The sequence below is a fragment of the Acinetobacter sp. 24-47-62 genome, from assembly GCF_056779765.1.
The window spans coordinates 47,820-67,447 of sequence record NZ_JBWYIN010000007.1; the positions used below are offsets into that span (position 1 = coordinate 47,820).

The window sequence follows — 19,628 nt, forward strand, 5'->3', positions numbered from 1 at the left end:
TAAGTCAAAACTCTAGCACAAAAAAAGGTGAACAAGATGTTCACCTTTGAGGGCATGATTTACTTATTTGCCATTATTTTGTAAAGGACCCCAGTCATATACTTTCTTTTGGTAGGCATACCAAAGCATCCATAGGCCGATGAGAATCATTGGAACTGTAAGGAATTGTCCTTTGCTCATCCATCCGATAAATAATTGACCATTATCTGGCTCACGGAAGAATTCAACTGTGAAGCGAGCGATACCATATCCAATTAAGAATAGAGCAGAAACAGCCATGCGTGGACGAGGTTTAGAACTAAACCACCACAGAACAATAAAAAGAATCAAACCCTCACAGAGTGCTTGGTAAAGTTGGGATGGATGTCGTACGAGTTGTAAAGGATCTGTAGGGAAAACCATACCCAATGCGAAATTTGGATCTGTGACTTGTCGGCCATAAAGTTCGCCGCCAATAAAGTTGCCAATACGACCAAACATCAGACCTGTTGGAACACATGGGGCAATAAAATCCAGTGTTTGGAACCAAGTCATTTTGTATTTTTTACACCACAATAACATGGCAAACATGACACCTAAGAAGCCGCCATGGAAGCTCATGCCACCTGTCCAAACTTGGAATAACCATATCGGATTTGCAAGGAATTGATCAAAACCATAAAAGAACACATAGCCTACTCGACCACCAATCACGACACCTAATGCACCGTAAAAGATGAGATCAGAGACCATGTCTGGTGTCCATCCTCGTTGCTTAGCACGGAATGTTGCCAAGCCCCACGCAAATAAAAATGCGAGTAGATACATGAGTCCATACCAGTGAACTTGTAATGGACCCACAGATATTGCCACTGGGTCAATAGAAGGATAGGTCAGCATTGCTTTTCCTTTATATTATGTTTTGTGTCGATTCTAACGGAAAGACTGAAAAAATGTTGTACATTCAATGTGTAAAGTTCTAAGGATGCAACGATGTGTATTGTAGCAATCGCATGGCAAGTGTTGGATGAAACAGCATTATGCTTAATTTCAAATCGGGATGAGTTTTATCACCGACCTGCTTCACAAATTCATAAGTGGGAAAATAGCCCAATTATTGCAGGTCAAGATTTACAATCTGGTGGGACATGGATGGGGATTACTGCTGCAGGGCGTTGGGCACTTGTGACAAATTACCGTGATGCAAATGATAAGAAGGAATATCCAACTTCAAGAGGACATATCATTCAGCAATATCTGGAGTCTGAATTAGCACCGATCCGATTTGCCCAAGAATTAGAAAAAAAGCAATGTGATTACGCTGGATTTAACCTTTTTATCGGAACCTCTGATCAAGCGGTTTATATGAGTAATCGTGGTGAATCTCCACAAGTTCTTGCCAAAGGTGTATATGTGGTTTCCAATGGTGTATTAAGTGATCCATGGGAAAAAACCAAACATTTGCGTAAACGCTTTACACAAGAGTTCTTACCATTATTGCAATTAAATCCCAATGCTCAAAAAGCGTATGATTTAGAGTACGCCGTTTGGGGTATCTTACAAGATGAAAGAAAAATTGATTTAGATTTATTACCTCAAACAGGAATATCAGTGGAAATGGAGCAGCTGTTATCTTCTACTTTTATACGAAGCCCGATATATGGAACACGATGCTCAAACTATTTATTGATGAAAAGAAATCAATGGACTTGGCTTGAAAAAACGCAGCAAGGTACGTATCAGAATCACATAGTCAAAATTGATTTGCATCTCTCAAAAAAAATGCCGACATCGTAGTCGGCATTTTCTATTTCAATGTTTGAATTAAGCAGCAGGAGTGTTTTCTTTCTTTTCTAGACTTTCCCCAACAATCTCGCCACCATCTTTACGAGTAATCACGACCGTCGCAGAGCGAGGACGTGTACCTTTACCACCGCTGATACTATTGCTGTGATTTGCAGGCCAAGTACCACCAGGATGCTGAACATTCACAAAAATAGCTTTATAGTCTGGTGTCATCGTTGCACCTGTAATTTCACAGCCTGAAGGACCTGTTAAAAAACGACGTAACTTTGAATCATCAAGCTGTGCGCCAGCAGGAGTAAGTTGAGTGGCATTATTTGAACCAGCATTTGCAGAAGTCACTTTACCATCACTTACTTGACCTGGAAGTGCAGCGAGCATCATGCAATTCGTTTCATCTGTATAAGCGCCATCATCAGTTTGTATCCACAAGACACCACGTGGATCAAACCATAGGCCATCTGGACTTGAGAAATCATTTGCTGATGTGAGTCCAGATAGGTTTACACCTGGAAGTGAATCTTCTTCTGCGCCAAATAAGAAGATATCCCATACAAATGTTTTTGCTGTAACAGTATCACCAGTTTCACGGAAACGAATAATATGTCCGTTGATATTCCCGCGAGGAGTACCACCTTTATCATTATCAGCATAGTTACGAGGGTTAGCAGCATCAATTGTATGCTCACTTCCACGTAATGAGTTATTGGTTAAGGTGACATAAACCTCACCATTCTCTGGGTTTACTGCAACCCATTCTGGACGATCCATTTTGGTTGCACCAACTGCATCACCTGCTAAACGGGCATTTACCAATACATCAGCTTGATCTGTAAATTTGTATTTTGAATAACTAGCAATTAATGGATTGGAGATATTGAGTTCAATCCACTCACCAGACGTCTTTTGAGTTGCTTCATTAAAGTTAAATTTAGCAACATAGAATTTACCGTTATTCATATATTTATCACCAGCAGCATAACCGCCGTTGATATCTTTAGGGTCCCAAACCGCATCTGAAACAAATTTATAGATATATTCGCCTTGAGAGTCATCCCCCATATAGAAGGCTAGTGGTTGCCCAGGAATGGCACGACTCACACGGCAATCTTCATGAGCGAAACGTCCAAGAGCTGTACGTTTTACTGGGCGCTGACGACCATCAAATGGGTCAATTTCAACAATCCAACCAAATGTATTTGGTGAGTTTCTAAAATCTTGAGTTGCAGAAGATGCAGAGACTTTGGTTAACCAGCGCTCATAGACATCTTGAGGGAACAGTTGTGCTTGAACAGTGTGCCACTTATAAGAACTATTTGAAGCAATTTTATAACGTTTTAATGACTCCAAATCCTTTTCAGAACGATCTTTGTCATCGCGAGTAAAGTATTGGTTAAAGTTTTCTTCGGTGGTTAAGTACGTGCCCCAAGGCGTATAACCGTTACCACAGTTATTGATCGTACCTAATGTAAATGTGCCTTCTGGACTGATCTTGGTCTGCACCAATTCATGCCCTTTTACAGGACCAGCGAAATCGATTGGTGTTGCAGCTGTAATTCGACGGTTGAATACAGAGCGTTTATTTAGAGTGACTTGTTGAGTTGTTGGATTTTTTTGTACTTCAATCACTGAAACGCCGTGACAGTTGATTTCACGTAATGCTTCATCTTCAGAACGAATATCCGCTGAAATGGTATTATTCGCTGGATGTAAAATTGCTTTGTTATCTACATATTCATGGTTGAGTACCAGTAAACCTACATTTGACTCATTTTGATCATAACGGCTATTTTTCATGCCGAAATATGTCATACCGTCATGACATTCACCTGAACGCATGGTAAATGAAGCACCACTCGGAATATTATCTGCATCCCATTCAGGCATACCTTCAAAAAGCGGGTCTCCTAGTGCATAAATAACACGTGCTTCATATCCTTCAGGCACTGTGAATTCATTTTTAATATTTTTATCAACCGCTTTAAATGTTAGTTCAGTTGGCGTTTTTGATTTGTCGAATTCAGGTAGTGAAGGATTTGAGTTGTTATGGTCATTGTCGTCACTGTTACAGCCTGCGACTGAAGCCGCTACTGTCAATGCTACTGCACCACCAGCAGTCTTCTTAATGAGATCTCTACGCGTAATTTGCTTTTCAAGTAAATGGTGAAATTCTGGATTCCCCGAATCATTGCTATCGTAATCATCGTTAAAAGGTATTAAATCAGTCATGTTCGTTCCTAGCATCTTGCTTGGTAGTTTTTAGCGTCACAAACAACTTAATGCGCAATCATGACAATCAAATGATAGATTTATGTCAGTTGAATTAAGCTTTTATTTAAAGAGTATGAAAAAGGCGAGTCTTAAGACTCGCCTATGTTTAAAAGGGTCAAAATATCAAAGTATTGACTTTGCTCTTCTATTTTCGAGTAATTTTCCAAAGAAAAGTCCCAATTCAAATAACATCCACATTGGTATCGCCAACATAATCATCGATAGTGCATCAGGTGGCGTCACAAACATAGAAACGAAGAAACAACCTACAATAATAAAACGTCTTTTTTCAACCAATTGTTCTGTGGTAACTACCCCAATCATAATGAGTAATAAAGTCACAATTGGAATTTCAAAAGTTAAACCAAAAACCAAGAATAACTTTAAACAGAAACTCAGATAGCTATTAATGTCAGTCATGGGTGCTACCGTTTCAGGTGCAACGCTAATGAAAAAATGTAAAATCGAAGGGAGGGCTACAAAGTAAGCAAAAGCAACACCCGCATAAAATAATGTAATACTTCCGATGAGTAATGGTAGAGCTAAAGCTTTCTCATTTTTATATAGCGCCGGTCTGACAAAAGCCCATATTTGATAAATGATAAATGGCATGGCGATCATTAGAGCAACGAAGAAGTTTAACTTAAATGGTGCCATAAATGTCGCGGTGACATCAGTTGCAATCATTGATGAATTTATTGGGAGTTGAGCTCTAAGAGGCTCAGACATCATTTGATAGCTTTGATTTGCAAATGGTAATAAACAAAAGAATAAAACGAGAATGACCCCAACTATTCTAAATAAATATTTTCTTAAAATAATAAGATGCTTGGTTATTGGCATTTCTTCAAGCTGAGGATTATCTTCATTTGAAGAGATGATATTTGGGAGAGTATTGTGACTCATACTGCCTCCGCTAAGACTACATACGGTTTATTGTGTTGCGCCGAATTTTGAATATGAATAAAACTTTGCTTAGGTGTAGCGTGTCCTCTAAAAGGAACTGCTGTACTTTGCTGAACGCTTAAATACACATAAATAGATCTTGTTTCAGAGAGAACCTGTTGATCGATAGGTGGATTTAAATATTCATCGCTTAATACTGTGTGTTTTTCAATTTCCTGCATTTGCGCTTTCATTTTTTCTTCTAATTCTTGAATGCGCTTCATTTCAGTCTGCATTTGTTCTTTAAGTTCAGACATTCTTAGTTCACGATCAATATCATTTTGTACATTGCTGACCATACGCTTAATTTTGCCATACCATTTACCAGCAAATCGCGCACCCTCAGGAAGCTTTTCAGGTCCAAGAACAAGCAATGCAATGATGCCAAACATTAATAGTTCAGCCATACCAATATTCAGCATTACTGTTACCTACCTTTAATGTTTCGCTGTTGAGTTCAAATCATGAGATGTTTGATGTTCAATCGTGCGTGGTTCTTTTAATTGAGCAGATGTGCTCTGGTCTTCGTCATCCTTAATTGATTTTTTAAAATCTTTAACCGCACCACCAACATCTTTACCCAAATTTTTTAGCTTAGACGTACCGAACAAAAGTAAAACGACAATTGCGAAAATAAGTACGTGCCAAATTGATAATCCAGCCATGATATATTCCTTATTGAAAATGATCTTGAATGATTTCAACAGTTCTTTATGACAGCAAGTTGACGGAATTATTTCAGTTTGAAGTCATGGATTTTTTATGTGTGCAAGAGACTTATTCTGAAGTGAAATAGATGTTGTGCTAAGATGAGAAAAAATCTATTTCATATTTAATATGGTTCTTCTACTCCCACTAGTCTCCTTTCTCATCGGCTATTTTGGCGTAGAATATTTACAAAAAATTCGTCCCTTTATGGCGATGTTGTTGGCGAAAGTGCTGATTCCTCTCATCATTATTTACAATATGGTGTTTTACCAAGAGGGCAGTATATGGTTGATGTTATTTAGTTTTATCGCTTCATTTTTGCTGTATTTATTTGTTTATTACCGTACAAAAGACAAATTAGTCTCCTTATGTTCCAGTTACCTGAACATGGCTTGGCTTGGCTTTCCATTTGCATTCGCTATTTTTGGTGCGCAAGCATCTAGTCCTATGGTTGCACTTTATGTCGGGGGCTCTATTTTTGGTAATATTTGTGCAGTGACCGTATTAAGTGCTGAAAAGCAGTCTGCGATGGAGATTTTGAGAAAATTGACTTTCTCTCCACCGATTTTAGCTTTATTAGTTGCTGGTTTTCTTTCGTTATGGAATGTTAGTCATTTTCAGCAGAATGCAATGATTCAATCATTGTATATATTGGATAAGTGGTTAATGACCTTTACAGGGATGTGTGTCCTTGGGATGTGGTTATCTCAAGTAAAAATTCACTTGTCCGATTTAATTGAAAGTTTAAAACTTGCTTTGATTAAATTTCTATTTGGTTTAGTGTGCTGTGCGGTAGCCTATTTTCTTCTACCGATTCCTCACGAACTGGTTGTTATTGCACTGATGTCTATGTTTTTTTTATTACCACCCGCAGCGAATATTGTTGCTTTAGAAACACATTATTCAGGAACAGGTGTTTCAGCCCAATATATCGCAGCGGGTACCATCGTAAGTTGCATGACAATTGGTTTATTTGCCATTGTTTATCATGGACTGATCGTTTAGTTCGTTTCGAGGCTTGCTTTGAATAACTGCATGGCTTGACCACGATGACTGATCTTATTTTTGTCTTCTTTGGTCATTTCAGCGCTACTAATATTGAGTTCAGGTAGCCAAAACAGTGGGTCGTAGCCAAAACCATTTTTGCCACGTGCTACTTCCAAAATTTCACCTTTCCAGATTCCTTGGAAAATCTGAGGTAAAGGATCTTCAGCGTGTTGAACTAAGGCGAGTACACACACAAACATCCCTTCAATCACGTCACCATTGTTACGTAATGGTGCTAAATCTGCCAGTAATTTAGCATTATTGGCAGCATCATCGCCATGCTCACCAGCATAACGTGCAGAGTAAATACCAGGAGCACCACCAAGTGCAGGGATGCAAATACCTGAGTCATCTGCTATAGCTGGTTTACCCGAAATCTTAGAAGCATGTCGTGCTTTGATAATGGCATTTTCTACAAAACTTAACCCATCTTCCACCGCATCCTCAATGTTCAGTTGTCCTTGAGGCACAACGTTAACAGGGAGTTTTAATTCTTCAAATAACTTTTCGAACTCAGCTATTTTCCCTTTATTGTTGCTCGCTAAAACCAAAGTACCTTGATCTAACCAATCTTTAGACGCCATGTTGAATCACTTTCTGTTTCAAATTTGAAGCTATTCTAACGGATATTTGCGATGATACAGATGAACTCATCTTTAAAATAACCAATCATTAAACATGAGAAATTTAAATAGCATTCATATTCGTCAAGCAGAGATCGCAGATGTTGAAAATATTGCGTCCTGTATTGCTTTAGCTTTGAACCACTTTGATGAAATACCAAAAAGTAAGTCCCTATTTTCAAAATAAGCTCTTGTATCGCACATCAATCATCAAGAGATAAAATACTTTGTTGCAGAATTAAAGCAGTCGCTTGTTGGGATGATTGCTTACAAACAACCCACTCATATTTTTCATTTTTTTGTTCATCCAAATCTGCAATTTCAAGGCGTTGGAACTCTTTTATTTAATTATGTGTTAGATCAATTAACTCAAGCGGATATCCAACAGATCACAGTCAATGCGCATATAGGGGCTGTTCATTTTTATAAAAAATTAGATTTTACTTCACAGAGTGAAGTGGAAATATTCGAAGATATGAAATTCATAAGAATGAAGAAGATGGTCGAATAAAAAAAGCACCGATAGGTGCTTTCTTCAAACTTATAAGCGTAATTAACGGCTTTGAATCCATTGATCAGCACGGTCACGTGCAGTACGAATTTGTTCTGGTGTCAGGTTGGCAGCCAAAGCCGTCTTTTTCGTCTCAGACATATTGATCACTTTATTATCTAACATGCCATCACGTGTAGAAAGCTCATACCATTGGTAAGCACCCATATAGTTTTTCTTTTGCTCTTCCATAACGGCTAAATTGAAGCTTGCACGATTGTCACCATGACTTGCTGCTTTTTCGAAGTATTGGCGAGCTAAGGTTTCATTTTTAGCAACACCAATACCGTCAGCATACATACGACCCACATTCAGCTGAGCAGATGAAATACCTTGATCGGCTGCTGCCTTATACCAAACGAAAGCTTGCTTTAGGTCTTTAGCAACATCTTTACCATGTTGATAATGTGTTGCCAGATAAAACTGGGCAGCCGGTTGACCTGCTCGAGCAGCTTTTTGGAGCTCAGATACAGGCATACGTGAATACTGTGCAGCTAGTGCAGAAGTTGATGGTTGTTGAGGTACATAATCTGCATGAACTTGGAAACTCAACAACCCTAGAAATAATGAAGTACCTAAGAATAACTTTTTCATAGAGCGCTCACTCGATAAATCGCGACCTCGCCAAACAAGTTCGGGATATGCTTGCTGAGCAAACTCCCTTGTTGATTCCCATTCACGGCTAAACGGTCAATAATTTTAATTTGATTCTCAGCACAAAGTGCTTCGAAATCCTTAAACGTGCACAGATGGATATTTGGAGTGTTATACCACATATAGGGTAAGGCATCCGAAACAGGCATTTTCCCTTTTAAAGCAAGGAAAGAGCGTGTTTTCCAGTGTGCAAAGTTAGGAAAAGTAATAATTGCTTGTTTCCCAACACGCACCATATCGCGCAAAAGCACATCAGGTGCATCTACAGCTTGCAAAGCTTGTGCCATGACAACATAGTCAAATGACTGGTCTGCAAAGCGTCCCAAACCGAGGTTCAAGTCTTGTTGGATGATATTTAACCCTCGACTGACTGCAATTGCAATCTTTTCTTGATCGATTTCTAATCCGTATGCACGAATGTTGTGCTTTTTGCTCATATGAGCCAGTAACTCACCATCGCCACAACCAAGATCTAAAATGCTTGAATCAGGTTTAATCCATTTTTCTGCAAGCTTCTGATCAATACGCATTACACGGTCTCCTTAGGGGTTGAAGCAAGATGGTCTACACCACTTAAGAAAGCCCTTAAAGTTTTGACATATAAAGGGATAGGGAACAAGAACGAGTCATGACCTTGTTCTGCATCAATATCAACATAGCTCACAGGCTTATGATTGGTAATCAATGCATCCACAATCTCAACAGATCGGGAAGGAGAGAATCTCCAATCCGTAGTAAATGAAATCACAAGGAATTTACATTTTGTATTCGACATTGCTTTAACTAAAGATTGTTCATACTCACGAGAAGGATCGAAGTAATCCAAAGCTTTAGTCATGATCAAGTAGGTGTTCGCATCAAAGTTACGACTAAATTGTTCACCTTGATAGCGAAGATAACTTTCAACTTGGAATTCAACATCGAAACCATACATGAATTTGCCAGATTTTAAATCACGACCAAATTTTTGTTTCATGGCTTCTTCAGAAAGGTAGGTAATGTGACCTACCATCCGCGCTAGAATAAGACCACGTTTAGGATAGCTGTCTTTTTCTAAATAGCGACCATGATGAAAATCAGGATCAGACAAAATGGATTGGCGCGCGACCTCATTAAACGCGATATTTTGCGCTGAAAGTTTAGGTGCACTGGCAATAATGACACAATTATTTAATCGGTCAGGATAATCTACAGACCACTGAAGTGCCTGCATGCCTCCCAAAGAACCCCCAATAATCGAGTGCCAAACAGTGATACCAAGACGATCAGACAGCATTGCTTGAGTTTTAACCCAATCGCGCACGGTCACTAATGGAAAATCTGGACCATAAGGACGATTTTCATTTTCAGGATTTGGGGAGGTTGGTCCTGTTGATCCGTTACAACCACCAATATTGTTTAATGCCACCACAAAAAATGTATTGGTATCAATTGCTTTGCCTGGCCCAATACAAGCATCCCACCAACCTGCTTTTTTATCATCTTCATGGTGATAACCAGCAGCATGATGATGACCAGAAAGCGCATGGCAGATCAAAATTGCATTAGATTTATCTGCATTGAGTGTGCCATAAGTTTCGACCATCAATTCGAAACGTGGTAAAACGCGGCCACATTCTAATGCGAGTGGTTCTTCAAATTGGAACTTTTGTGGAACAACAATGCCCACTGAGTCAGCTGGAAAAGACACAGGATAAATTCGCCTAAAATCTTAAGTATGAATAAATAGAAGGATACCACTTGAGGGTATCCTTCTAAAGTCATTTTCGTGCTAAATATTATTGCTAATATTTATACTGCCGCAGCGATCACTTGATCTGTGCTCAAAACACCTTGATCAATTAAACGATTTGTACATGCAATAATTCCTTCAATAGATGAAGTCACGATGTTGTCATGTACACCAGCACCGAATGCTGATTTACCTGTACCTTTGACTTGAAGTTCAATTAGTGCCAACGCTTTAGCATTTGCACCAGAACCAATGCTACGTTCTTCATAGTTCACAACATCGATTGGCAACTGTAAAGCATCTAAAATTGCAGAGATTGGTCCGTTGCCTTCACCACGTAGATGTTGAACTTGACCACCGACTTCAATATCTAATTCAATGACTTGATTGCCATTTTCATCAGATAATCGATAGTTTTTCGCGACATAATGTTTATCTTTCTGATTTACATATGTACTTTGGAATAAACTCCAAATTTGCTCAGCAGAAACTTCTACGCCTTCTTCGTCAGCTACCTGTTGCACGACTTGCGAGAACTCAATTTGTAAGCGACGTGGTAATACGACGTTGTAGTTCGACTCTAACAAGTATGCGATACCACCTTTACCTGATTGTGAATTGACACGAATGACTGCATCATAATCACGTCCCAAATCTTTAGGATCAATTGGTAAGTAAGGCATGTCCCAAATTTCTTCGTTTTTCTGGAACTCAAAGCCTTTTTTAATCGCATCTTGGTGTGAGCCAGAAAATGCAGTAAATACTAAATCACCCGCATATGGATGACGTGGATGAACGGGTATACCTGTACATTCTTCAATAGTAGAAATGATTTCATTAATATTTGAAAAATCTAGATTTGGAGCGACACCTTGGGTATACATATTTAATGCAATCGCTGCAACGTCAACGTTACCTGTACGTTCACCATTACCAAATACACAACCTTCCACACGATCAGCACCAGCCATGATCGCTAACTCGGATGCTGCAATACCGCATCCACGGTCATTGTGACAGTGTACAGAAATAATGACACCATCGCGGCGTTGTAAGTTGCGATGCATCCATTCAACTTGGTCAGCGTAAACATGAGGCCCAGAAACTTCTACAGTCGCTGGTAAATTCAAAATAACCTTATTATCTGGACGAGCGTCCCAAATTTCAGTGACAGCATCACAGACATCTTTTGCAACTTCTAATTCAGTTGCGGTAAAGCATTCAGGAGAGTATTGGAACACCCATTCAGTTTCAGGGTATTGCGCTGCATATTCTTTCACTTTTTGAGCCGCATTCACCGCTAAGGCTTTTGCACCCGCTACATCAACATTCAATACTTTTTGGCGGAATGTTGGTGAGTTTGAATTATAGATATGCACAATTGCACGTTTTGCACCTTGTAATGATTCAAATGTACGTTGAATCAAGTGATCACGAGCTTGAACTAATACTTCGATATAGACATCATCTGGAATATGATTTTCTTCGATTAATTTACGGGTAAAGTCAAAATCAATCTGTGAGGCAGATGGAAAGCCAATTTCAATATGTTTGAAACCAATTTTCACCAACATTTGGAACATTTTGAATTTTTGTTCGATGTTCATTGGTTCGAAAATAGCTTGGTTACCATCACGAAGGTCGGTGCTCATCCAGATAGGCGCTTTATTAATTTCGTTATTTGGCCATTGACGGTCAGGTAAGTCTACACGTTGGTACATGCGACGGTATTTTTTGCTTGGATCAGCCAACATCATGAGATAACTCCTTTCATAGCACAACATGCTTGGGTCTTGTGTAAAGGCACTGCGCTATTTATATCGATTGTGTCTATTCTATCAATTTACAAGTGGCTTACTGCATCATTTTGCTGAATTCTCTAAAAATCTTTTGAATATATAGAGCTTAGCTATACCGTCACAGTGCTTGTAAATTCTTTCTTTTATTATAGTACGATCTTCAAGAGAATTATTCCCTGATTTAGATCAAAGTATGATGAATGTGAAATTTTTTTTCACAATATATTTTTTTTTAATAAAATTTTTCATTATAAAAATTAATGATGAAAAATAAATTAGAGTTCTGCCCATTTTCGAATTAAATTGTGATAGAGGCTCGTGAGTTTGATGACTTGCTCATGTTGATCTCCTAATGCCATACGAAGTTGCTGAATAGATTGATCTAAAGTAAATAACATATGTCGATTTGAATCATCTCGAATCATACTTTGTACCCAAAAAAATGATGCCAAGCGACAACCCGATTGGATAGAAGTGACCTCATGTAAGCTAGTAGATGGATAAAGTATCAAATCTCCTGCAGGGAGTTTGACTTCGTGATATCCATAAGTATCTTCAATGACTAATTCACCGCCGTCATATTCGTGCGGATCACTCAAGAATAAGGTACAAGATAAATCTGTTCTCAAGCGTTCTTGTGAGCCTTGAACTCTGCGAATCGAGTTGTCGACATGAAAACCGAATGATTGATGCTGTTCATAGCGATTAAACAGAGGAGGGATGATATCTAGTGGAATTGCTGCTGATAAGAATAAAGGATGTTGACCTAGGGATTCTAAAATAATATCACCTAGATGTTTGGTCAGGGGATGATCATTGGAAAGTTGCTGATTATGTTTCACTGTTGCAGAGAGTGTTCCAGCTGTTACCTTTCCATTGACCCAATCTACTTTAGACATTTCTTCACGAAAATATCGAACTTGTTCAGGGCTTAGAATATTTGGAATATGATGAATCACTACGATCACTCACTGCTTTAGGTGATGAAAAGCATAGCTTGTATAGAGCTATGCTGAAATGAAATTAAAACTTGAAATTTAAAGACAATACAGCATTTCGACCTTCAGCTTCAGTTGCATAATGCGAAGCATAAGCTTTCGTGAAATAACGTGTATCTGAGAGATTATTGACGTTCAATTGAAGATCAATATCTGAATTTACTTGATAGCGAGCCATGGCGTCATAACGAACATAGCCTGGTACAAATTTGGTATTTGCAGCATCTCCATACACTCGATCCATAGCTAAAACACCAGCACCTAATTGTAATTTAGGGAGAACTTGGTAAGTTGTCCACAAAGTGGCAGAGTGTTTTGCGACATTTTGGACTTGGTTACCATTAGTTGGGCTAGCCGAATAACTTCCATCGCTATTTTTGACATAACCTGCATCAACAATTTCACTATCTAAATATGTGTATCCTGCAGATAAAGCCCATTTATTTGTGATATTGCCGTTTAAGCCTAATTCAACGCCATCAACACGTGTCTCACCAATATTTCTTGTAAATCCATCACTATCTAAAGCGCGAGTATTTTCTTTTTCTGTACGGAAAATAGCAGCTGTGAGATTAATTCTGTTATTCAAAAGGTCCCATTTGGTTCCGATTTCATAGGTTTTGACTTCTTCAGGTTTGAGGTTGTTAATTGCTCTTGCTTGTGCATCAGTCGTATTTCGTCCTGGGACACTTAACCCTTCTGAACCATTACCAGCATCGATTCCAACGGGATTAGCTGAAGTCGCATAGCTTGCATAAATTGATCCATTTTCTCTTGGTTTAAAGGTTAATCCAGCTTGATAATTGAAGAAATCGTGTTTTGAATTATATTTTGTTCCTGCTTGAATTGCTGAAGTGCCTGAACCAGTATCTTGATTGTATTTCATTTCAGTTTCGAATTCATCCCAGCGAATACCAAGGTCAAGGAGCCACTGAGGATTAAGCTCAATATTATTTAGGGCATATACTGATTGTGTTTCAGATTTAATCTTCATGACATTTGGATTAGCTTGAACTTTACCTAGCCAAGCATCATTCGAATTGGGGTTATAAAGATCAGTACACCAACCATTTGAAATATTTAATGAGCATGCATTATTAGCACCACTACCGCCTATTAACGTGGTATTAGGGTCGGTTACAATGTTTGTGCCGCGTTCAGAATCTTGTTTACTGTATTCAGCACCCAAATTGAAATTATGTTTTATGATGCCTGTTTGGAGTTTACCTGTTAATGCGAGTTGATCTGTAAAACTGTCAGTGGTTGTTAGGTTGGTATTTAGACGACGCCAAACTTTTCCATTTGCGACGTTGCCCTGACTGTCATCTGGTTGAGTCCATAAGTAATTATTTTTTGATTTGCTATAGACAGCAGTATTCATCAAGCTTAGATTTTCGCTAAAATCGTGCTCTAGCTTAAGGGTCCCACTTTGATTTTCTTGCTTTTGAAAGTCACGATTTAACCAACCGTAGTATGTACCCTGTTTAACATCAACGGGTGAGCCGACGGTCGCTTTTCTGTCAGTGTCGTATTTATATGGAATACCTGAATCTGGCTTATCAGCAGACTTTAGGTAGTAGTAGGCTAGTGTCGCTCGAGTGGGCGTGTCTAACCCAAAGCTAATACTTGGTGCAATACCAGCACGTTCATATTCAGCGCCATTATGTTGTCCCGCTTTTTCATTCTGGTGACTCATTGCCACGACACGAGTCGCAATACCATTCCCAAAATCTTTATTTGCATCTAATGTGATACGTGCATAAGCATCAGTACCGCCAGCAACAGAGCCTTGGAAAGCATCTCCAGATTTGGCTAATTTGGAAATTAGGTTAATACTACCACCCGTGGAACCTCCACCACCTAAAGTAGAGGCGGAGCCTTTGGTGACTTCAACCTGTTCAACGGCAAACATTTCTCGGTTTTGAGAAGTAGAGTTCCTCACACCGTCAACGTACATTGAACTTTCAGAGTTATAACCACGGATAAATGGACGGTCACCATTTGGGTTGCCACCTTCGCCCGCACCAAGTGTAATTCCTGGAACAGTTCTTAAAGCATCAGACAGCGTAGTCACTTGAGTATCTTGTATCTGTTTTTGAGAAATAACAGAGATTGATTTGGGAGTATCGAGTAGGGGAGCAACGTATTTAGCGTTTGAGGATTTGTCGACTTTAAATGACTGCTCTGATCGAGCCTCTGATTTAATTGTTTCTAAATGCGCTGTATCTTCTTGTGCGAAAGTTTGACCTGAAATAAAAGCCAATGACGTTGCTATTGCAGATGAAACGATTTTTTTACGTGTCTTGATAAAGGCCATGTTCAACCTGATATGAATTTGTTTTCAGGTTGAGAATAATAATGATTCTTTTTTAGCTTTAACGGGTCTTAAAATTGATATTTGCGATTTAAGTTAAACTAAATAACGGAAGCTTAAATGTAATAATGTAATATTTTATGTATAAGTAAATGAATTTAAATAATATTGGAAAAATTAAAGTTTCTACATTTTTGTATGGCTATTTTTGATAGGGAATTAATTTTTAATAAAATAAAAAACCCTGCTAGCGCAGGGTTTTACTAGAGAGAATCTACCTAGAATTAGAAATCATATGAAATAGATAACCAGTAGTTACGACCAGCCAAGTATGTGCCTTCAGAGCTACGTCCAATTGAAAGATATTTATAAGCTTGTTGAAGATCGCCGTTAATATCTACATATTCCATATTTTGAGTAAAGTCTTTATCCAATAGATTGTTTACTGCTGCATTAATACGAATTTTATCGTTCAGTTGATAACTTGCACCAAGATTAAATAAATTATAACCAGAAAATTCGTTATTGGTTTGTTCCAAAATACTAATTGAGCCAGCGTCTGTAGGTTCACTAGTAAATCGAGGACGACCAGATTGATATTCATGTTGTAACCATAGGTCTAAAGAGTCATTAATGTGCCAAGTAGATGTTAGGCTAGCTAAATGTTTCGCAGTAGACTCTAAAGCATATCCTTTGTCTTGACCTTTAGTTATTTCTGAATCGGTATAGGTGTAAGCCGCTTTTAAGCTCCATTCTGGAATAATTTGATAATTTAGGGATGTCTCTAAACCATAAATTTCTGCTTCATCCGTGTTGAAACTCTTGCTATAAGAAGTTGCTTTATCACTAAGATTAGAGCAATCATTGGTGTTACAACTGAACGTTCTAGAAACGATCTTGTCTTCAACAACGTTGAAGAATGCAGTTGCTGTAAGGTTAAAATTATCAGAAGGTTGATAATTAAATCCAAGCTCATAGTTGACTGATGTTTCAGGATCTAAATCTGGATTTCCAAGACTCGGTGTAGCACCTTGACCACTATAACCATTGATTCCGTCGTAAAGATCCTTAGCGGATGGTGTTTTATAACCTGTACTTACGCCACCTTTGATCGTTAGTGCATCATTGGTGTTCCAAACTAAATAAGCCCGCGGACTAAATTGTCCACCAAATCCGCTATGATCTTCGAAGCGACCACCGAATGTGAAAAATAAGTTGTCTTTGAGTTGCCATTCATCTTCAGCGTAGAGAGACCAAGTATCCTGTGTAAATTCTTTTCCTATACCTGCAATATCATCTGCAATGGTTGTATCTTTGTATTCAGTACCAACTGTCAATTTATGACTTTTGATTGGTGCAACAATATGAGAGTCAATCACAAGATCTTTATTTTCGAGTTTTCGAGCTTGACCTGCTAACTCTGGGAATGCATCTGTTGGAATGGTGCGACCTTGGGTCTCTGTTGTGTTATGGCTTAGATAAGTTTTCCACAAACCAAAATCATAGTTACCATCATGACCAAGTGCAAATTGAGTTCGATTGAACTCAAGCTCATCGTTATAGCCTGCGATACCACCACGAGAAATAAAGTTTCCTAAACGTTGATCTGTGTTGTCATAGCGTTGGCTAGAATAAAAACCATCAATCCATAAAGCATTTTGTTCATCTAATTTAAAGTCTAATTTTGCACCATAATCATAATTATCTGCTTTACTTGGGCGTGGATCACGGCTAGTCGAACCCTCAACAATACGTTCAGAACGTTGACGATCCAAATAGCTACCTCTTAATTGTAAACCTAAGCGGTCATTAATAAGTGGACCATTAATCACAAAACTAGATTTCCAAGAGTCTGCTTCAGCATTACTTTCCATAATGTTGCCACTCGTTGTGACATTTGCTGACCACTGATCTGCAACTTTTTTAGTAATGATATTGATCACACCACCCATTGCTTCTGAACCATAGCGAGTAGCCATTGGTCCACGGATAACTTCAATTCGCTCAATAGCGGCTAGAGGCGGTAAAAAACTATTAGAGGTTTCACCAAAGCCATTAGGTGTTACATCTGATGAGGTTGTTTGACGGCGTCCATCAATAAGAACTAAGCTATAGTCATTACCAAGACCACGCATCTTAACGTTAAGGCCAGATGTTTTCCCAACTCCAGAACGAATATCAATACCAGGGACATCTGATAAAAGATCAGCGATGCTTGTCGCATTTTTCTTTTCAATATCTTCTTTAGTTACAACACTAATAGATGCAGGTGCATTTTTAATATCCTGCTCAAAACCCGCAGCAGAAACGACAATTGTCGAAAGTTGATGAGCACTACTTTCATTTGTGGTATTTGCAAATGTTACACCGCTAGACAAAGCGAATAATGCAACTGTAAGAGGTTGAAGCTTAAACTTACTCATATTATGTTCTTCCGCTGGTATGAGTGATGCTTGAGGGCATGATCAAATTTGATGCAAATATTAATGATAAACTTTATCATTTGCAATAAAAAACAAACAATAATTAAGAAAGATGAATTGAATATGGTCAAACCTTGTGAGCAAAAAAATATTCTCAGGTTCATAAAAAAGATGGTTTGAAAAAGGTATTTTGTATATCTTTGATTGTTGTCATATAATGTGGCACTTTAAAAATTGCAATTACTATTTCTATATCGAGGAAGCCATGCAAGTAACTTCTGAAGCGGTTTCGGGCGTAGCCCGTCGTTTAAATGTATCTGTACCGACGAGCCGTGTTAATGAGCAATTCGAAGCTCGTTTAAAACGTACTGCTAAAACAGTTAAGATCAACGGCTTCCGTCCAGGTAAAGTGCCTTTAAATGTTGTTCGTCGTGAATACGGCGCGAGCATTTACCAAGAAGTGGTAAATGATGTTATTCGTGACACAGTATTCGAAGCAATTCAACAAGAGAAAATCAATGCTGTAGGCATGCCTAACATTGAAAAAGTTGAAAACAAAGAAGATGCTTTAGTTTATGAAGCAACTGTTGAAGTTTACCCAGAAGTTTCAGTTAAGTTTGACGGTTTAGAAGTTGAACGTAAATCTACTGAAGTAAATGATAAAGATGTAGATCAAATGATCGAAAATCTTCAAAAGCAACGCGCGACTTGGACTGAAACAAAAGGCATGGCTAAAAAAGACATGCAAGTTACTTTTGATTTCGAAGGTTCTATTGACGGCGAAAAATTTGAAGGTGGTTCTGCTGAAGACTTCAAACTTGTATTAGGTTCTGGTCGTATGATCCCTGGCTTCGAAGACGGTATCGTTGGTATGAAGAAAGGCGAAGAGAAAGTAATTGATGTAACTTTCCCTGAAGATTACCAAGCAGAAAACCTTGCAGGTAAATCAGCTCAATTCAAAATCACAGTTAAGCTTGTTGAAAAACAAAAGCTTCCTGACGTAGATGCTGAATTCCTAAAAATCTTTGGTTTAACTGAAGAAGAAGGTGTTGAGAAGTTAAAAGCTGACGTTCGCAAAAATATGGAACGTGAAGTGAAAAACGGTCTTCGCAATCAAGTGAAAGGTGCAACTTTTGATGCGCTTGTAGCTGCAAATGAAATCGAAGTACCTGCATCTATGTTGTCTCAAGAAATTGACCGTCAACGTCAACAAATGATCCAACAGTTTACTCAACAGTTTGGTGCTCAAGGCGCTAAAGCATTTGATTCAAGCATGCTTCCAGATGAATTATTCAAAGAGCAAGCTGAAAAATCAGTAAAATTAGGTGTTTTGGTGAGCAGTATTCTTGCTGAAGCAAAAATCGAAGTTGATCAAGCACGTGTAGAAGCTTATATCGAAGATATGGCGACTTCTTATGAAGATCCTACAGAAGTTATTGAATACTTCAAAAATGATAAGCAACAACGTGCACAAATCGAAGCTGTTGTTTTAGAAGACCAAGTTGTAGATCACATCTTAGCGTCTGCTAAAGTAACTGATAAAGCTGTTAGCTATGAAGAATTGTTGAAAGAGCAACAAGCTCGTCAACAAGGCTAATCGGTTATCCGAAGGAAGAGGCGCTTAACGCGCCTTTTTTCTTGTAAAAAAATATGGATCAACTTGTCCTGTATTCACAAAGCCTAATTAAAAAATATCTGATTTTTAATGGTGAATATTTTGCATTTTCGACAATTATCCCTCATATTGTGAAAATGTATTGAGTGACAAAAAATTCAGGAATA

Annotated in this window: 17 protein-coding genes; 4 read left to right on the forward strand and 13 right to left on the reverse strand. The window is 38.4% G+C overall.

Translation table 11 applies throughout. The features are described 5' to 3' along the window. Positions 1 to 63 precede the first annotated feature (63 nt). On the reverse strand, positions 64 to 879 hold the full coding sequence (gene lgt / locus AC1M87_RS06850) for a prolipoprotein diacylglyceryl transferase (RefSeq protein ID WP_481593299.1): 816 nt from the start codon (positions 877 to 879) through the stop codon (positions 64 to 66). A 93-nt stretch (positions 880 to 972) separates the two neighbouring features. Between lgt and AC1M87_RS06855 the strand changes: the two genes are divergently transcribed. Further along, positions 973 to 1,776, forward strand: a complete 804-nt coding sequence (locus tag AC1M87_RS06855) for an NRDE family protein (protein ID WP_481593300.1) — start codon at positions 973 to 975, stop codon at positions 1,774 to 1,776. A gap of 27 nt (positions 1,777 to 1,803) precedes the next feature. On the opposite strand, the gene AC1M87_RS06860 is transcribed toward AC1M87_RS06855, so the two are convergent. From AC1M87_RS06860 to tatA, 4 genes are all read right to left on the reverse strand, one after another. Then, positions 1,804 to 4,011 carry a PhoX family protein gene (locus AC1M87_RS06860; protein WP_481593301.1) on the reverse strand — a complete coding sequence of 736 codons (2,208 nt, stop codon included), beginning with the start codon at positions 4,009 to 4,011 and terminating at the stop codon, positions 1,804 to 1,806. 165 nt (positions 4,012 to 4,176) lie between these two features. Continuing rightward, on the reverse strand, positions 4,177 to 4,959 hold the full coding sequence (gene tatC, locus AC1M87_RS06865) for a twin-arginine translocase subunit TatC (RefSeq protein ID WP_092766754.1): 783 nt from the start codon (positions 4,957 to 4,959) through the stop codon (positions 4,177 to 4,179). Continuing rightward, complete coding sequence (tatB, locus tag AC1M87_RS06870; protein ID WP_051586559.1) at positions 4,956 to 5,420, reverse strand: Sec-independent protein translocase protein TatB; 465 nt, start codon at positions 5,418 to 5,420, stop codon at positions 4,956 to 4,958. Before tatB ends, tatC begins: the two co-directional genes overlap by 4 nt. A 15-nt stretch (positions 5,421 to 5,435) precedes the next feature. Next, positions 5,436 to 5,663 (reverse strand): Sec-independent protein translocase subunit TatA, encoded by a 228-nt coding sequence (gene tatA, locus AC1M87_RS06875; RefSeq protein WP_035266725.1) that lies wholly within the window; start codon positions 5,661 to 5,663, stop codon positions 5,436 to 5,438. Between the two features lie 172 nt (positions 5,664 to 5,835). Between tatA and AC1M87_RS06880 the strand changes: the two genes are divergently transcribed. Next, the gene (locus tag AC1M87_RS06880) at positions 5,836 to 6,711 is read left to right on the forward strand and encodes an AEC family transporter (RefSeq protein ID WP_481593302.1); all 876 of its coding nucleotides are present in this window, start codon (positions 5,836 to 5,838) and stop codon (positions 6,709 to 6,711) included. Here AC1M87_RS06880 and rdgB read toward each other — a convergent pair. Further along, a complete protein-coding gene (gene rdgB, locus AC1M87_RS06885) occupies positions 6,708 to 7,337 on the reverse strand; it encodes an RdgB/HAM1 family non-canonical purine NTP pyrophosphatase (protein ID WP_481593303.1) in 630 nt (209 codons plus the stop codon). The two genes, AC1M87_RS06880 and rdgB, sit on opposite strands and share 4 nt — an antisense overlap. 241 nt (positions 7,338 to 7,578) lie before the next feature. Here rdgB and AC1M87_RS06890 point away from each other — a divergent pair, with 241 nt between their 5' ends. Further along, positions 7,579 to 7,887 (forward strand): GNAT family N-acetyltransferase, encoded by a 309-nt coding sequence (locus tag AC1M87_RS06890; RefSeq protein WP_481593347.1) that lies wholly within the window; start codon positions 7,579 to 7,581, stop codon positions 7,885 to 7,887. Between the two features lie 42 nt (positions 7,888 to 7,929). On the opposite strand, the gene AC1M87_RS06895 is transcribed toward AC1M87_RS06890, so the two are convergent. From AC1M87_RS06895 to AC1M87_RS06925, 7 genes are all read right to left on the reverse strand, one after another. Continuing rightward, complete coding sequence (locus AC1M87_RS06895; protein WP_092766758.1) at positions 7,930 to 8,520, reverse strand: tetratricopeptide repeat protein; 591 nt, start codon at positions 8,518 to 8,520, stop codon at positions 7,930 to 7,932. After that, entirely contained in the window at positions 8,517 to 9,110 is a 594-nt protein-coding gene (metW, locus tag AC1M87_RS06900; protein WP_092766759.1) for a methionine biosynthesis protein MetW, read from the reverse strand. The genes AC1M87_RS06895 and metW overlap by 4 nt, the downstream gene beginning before the upstream one ends. Next, complete coding sequence (metX, locus tag AC1M87_RS06905; protein ID WP_481593304.1) at positions 9,110 to 10,270, reverse strand: homoserine O-succinyltransferase MetX; 1,161 nt, start codon at positions 10,268 to 10,270, stop codon at positions 9,110 to 9,112. Before metX ends, metW begins: the two co-directional genes overlap by 1 nt. Positions 10,271 to 10,371: 101 nt before the next feature. Further along, positions 10,372 to 12,069, reverse strand: coding sequence for a 2-isopropylmalate synthase (gene leuA / locus AC1M87_RS06910; protein ID WP_035265262.1), 1,698 nt, complete (start codon positions 12,067 to 12,069; stop codon positions 10,372 to 10,374). Positions 12,070 to 12,386: 317 nt separating this feature from the next. After that, positions 12,387 to 13,070, reverse strand: a complete 684-nt coding sequence (locus tag AC1M87_RS06915; protein WP_180028368.1) for a Fe2+-dependent dioxygenase — start codon at positions 13,068 to 13,070, stop codon at positions 12,387 to 12,389. Between the two features lie 64 nt (positions 13,071 to 13,134). Beyond that, the gene (locus AC1M87_RS06920; RefSeq protein ID WP_481593305.1) at positions 13,135 to 15,426 is read right to left on the reverse strand and encodes a TonB-dependent receptor; all 2,292 of its coding nucleotides are present in this window, start codon (positions 15,424 to 15,426) and stop codon (positions 13,135 to 13,137) included. A gap of 281 nt (positions 15,427 to 15,707) precedes the next feature. Further along, positions 15,708 to 17,846: a TonB-dependent receptor domain-containing protein gene (locus AC1M87_RS06925; RefSeq protein ID WP_481593306.1), complete on the reverse strand. Its 2,139-nt coding sequence runs from the start codon at positions 17,844 to 17,846 to the stop codon at positions 15,708 to 15,710. Positions 17,847 to 18,111: 265 nt separating this feature from the next. Here AC1M87_RS06925 and tig point away from each other — a divergent pair, with 265 nt between their 5' ends. Then, positions 18,112 to 19,443 (forward strand): trigger factor, encoded by a 1,332-nt coding sequence (tig, locus tag AC1M87_RS06930; RefSeq protein ID WP_180028337.1) that lies wholly within the window; start codon positions 18,112 to 18,114, stop codon positions 19,441 to 19,443. Positions 19,444 to 19,628: the final 185 nt, after the last annotated feature.